Source organism: Clostridium sp. DJ247 (genome assembly GCF_014231265.1).
The window spans coordinates 1-3032 of the sequence record NZ_JABAIW010000119.1; the positions used below are offsets into that span (position 1 = coordinate 1).

General features: G+C 32.4%; 1 pseudogene. It reads left to right on the top strand.

The annotated features are described in order from the left end of the window. Nucleotides 1-3032, top strand: a pseudogene (locus HGI79_RS22235) (RHS repeat protein); the annotation flags it as partial.

Sequence of the window (3032 nt, forward strand, 5' to 3'; positions counted from 1 at the left end):
AGTGGAAATCTTCTTGAAGAGATACAACCAGGTGGATATACAATAAAGAATTATTATGATAAAGATGACAATCTTATGAAAACAGAAGCTTCTGGAGGAAGGGAAATTCTTTATCATTATGATGATAGAGGAAATATATTAGAAGAATTAGTAAAAATACAGGGTGAAAGCTATGCTAAGACCAGTTACACCTATGATGAATATGGAAGAATACTTACTAAAACAGATCCAGAAAAAAACACTATAAGATTAAAATATGAGCATAAACATATTAATAGAGCTACCATAGTAAGAGATCCAGAGGATAATGTATATAAATATAAGTACGATGATGCAGGTAGAATGACATTATTAACTACAGCTTATGGTACTATAGAGTATGGTTATAATGCCTTAAATAAGAGGACCCACATAATTGATGCAAAGGGTAATGTAATAAGATTGATGTACGACAAGATGGGAAATCTTGTGAAGAGGGTACTGCCAAACGAATATAAAGCTGCTGTAGATAATGGTAAAGGCTATGAATACAGATATGATGCTTTTGATAGACTTATACAAACCACTGACCCACTTCAAAATATTTTTGCAGTAAGGTATGATGCAGAAGGAAATATAATTAAAGAAATAAACCCAAATTATTATGATAGATATAATGATGATGGACTAGGTGTGGAATATGAGTACGATCACAATAATAGAAGAATAAAAACCATATATCCAACTGGTGGAGTTTATAGAGTAAAGTATGATGCAGTAGGAAATATAATAAAGACCATAGACCCTGTAAACTATAATAAAGAAAATGATGATGGAAAAGGTACAGAATACTTTTATGATGAAAGAGACAGACTTGTAACTATAAAAGACCCAGAGGGAAATGTATCAAGAAGATTTATTTATGATGAAGAAGATAATGTTGTAAAAGAAATAGATGCCAAGGGATATTTAAGTGCTGATAATGATGAAGAGCGTTATGGAACACTCTATAAATACAATATTGCAGGATGGATGCTTGAAAAAAGAGTGCCTGTAGCAGAAGATTTAGGGAATATAAAGTATAATGTAACCTTATATTCTTACGATAAAGCAGGAAACAGAATAGAAGAGAAAATATCCCCTGAATATGTAAATGAAACTGGATATCCAAAGGAATGGAATACTATTAGCTACAGCTATAATAAAAATGGCTTAGTAAATAAGATTACAGACAGTATAGGAGCTGAAATACAGTATACTTATGACTGTTTAGGCAATAGAACTTTAGAAAGAAGTAGAATAAATGCTAATACTTATAAAGTAAAAAGATACTATTACAACAGCATAGGCTGGCTGGAAAAAGTAAGTGAAGAGATAAATGAAGGAGATTTAGCAGAAGAGACAAAAGGAAAAACATCATCTAAAACCCTATATGAGTATGATGGAAATGGTAATATAACAAAGGTAATAACTCCAGAAGGTTACGAAAACATAGTTCGTTATGATGCTGCAGATAGACTTGTGGAGATTGTACAAAGAGATCCAAAGGATGAAGAGTCTAAAAGAAGCACAACCTATGAATATGACAGTGCTGGAAACATCATAAAAGAAACAGATTGTAATGGTTATTCTATTATCTATAAATATGATGCTATGAACAGGCAGACAAAGATAATAGATAAAGAAGGTGGAGTGACAAGATTATTCTATGATGCAGTAGGAAACATAATAAAACATGTAACTCCAGAAAACTATAATGCAGAAGATGATGATGGAAAAGGTACAAGCTATAGCTATGACAGTATGAATCGTCTTGTGGAGGTAACCAATGCCCTTGGCGTAATTGTACAGAAAAATAAGTACAACGAAGTTGGAGAGCTTATAGAAAAATTAGATGCTTCAAAAACTGGTGTGGAATACAGTTATGACATAGGCGGAAGGGTTAAGGCAGTAGTAACTCCAGGTGCAAAACAAAAAGGTACAGTAAGCCAGCAGTACACCTATGATGCCCTTGGAAATATAACAGGAATAAAAGATGGAGAAGATAATGAAACTTTCTACAGCTTAGATTTATGGGGAAAAGTAAAAGAAGTACAGAAGGCTGATGGAAGCCGTGAGTGGTATGATTATGATTATGCAGGAAATGTAACAGCCGCAGTAGATGGTAATGGAAATAAAACAGAGTATACTTACAACAGCTTAAATCTTCTAGCACAAATAAAAGATCCAGCTGGAGAAGTAATGACCTATAAATATGACAGGCAGGGAAGACTGGCAAGGCATGTTGACAGAAACAAGAATATAATTGAGTATCTCTATAATCAAGATAATAACTTAGTTAGTAGAAAAGATGCAGCTACAGGAATATCAGAAGAATATAAATATAATAAAGATGGAAGCTTAGCTGCAGGTATAAGTGGAGGTAAGGTTTATAACTACACTTACACTCCAAATATGAACCTTAAGAGTAAGAGTATAAATGGAAAAATTGTACTTGAATATGACTACAATAAAGATGGTAATATAACAGCTTTAAAGGATATAACTGGTAGAAAAATAAGTTATAATTATGATATAATTGGAATGTTAAAAGAGGTATTGGATGGCAACCAACAGGCAGCTTCTTATACTTATAATCCAGATAATACAATATCTGCTATAAAGTATGGTAATGGAATAAACATACAGTATAATCATGATGTAGACAAAAATATATCAGGAATATTAGCAAAAACAAAAGAAGGTAAAGAGCTTCTAAATCACAGGTATTTCTACGATAATAACGGTAACCAAATAAGAAAGGACGAAGGCGGAAATGTAACAAGCTACGCTTATGATACCTTAAATAGACTGGAAAAAGTAATATATCCAAATCAAACAATAGAATCCTTCGGCTATGATAAGGTAGGTAACCGCATAAAGAGAACTTTGGATTCACCAGTAGGTTCTCAAGTAACAAGCTATAGCTATAATGAAAGAAATAGACTAACATCATTAATTGAAGGCGAAAATTTAACAAATTTCAAATATGATAATCAAGGGAATCTTATATC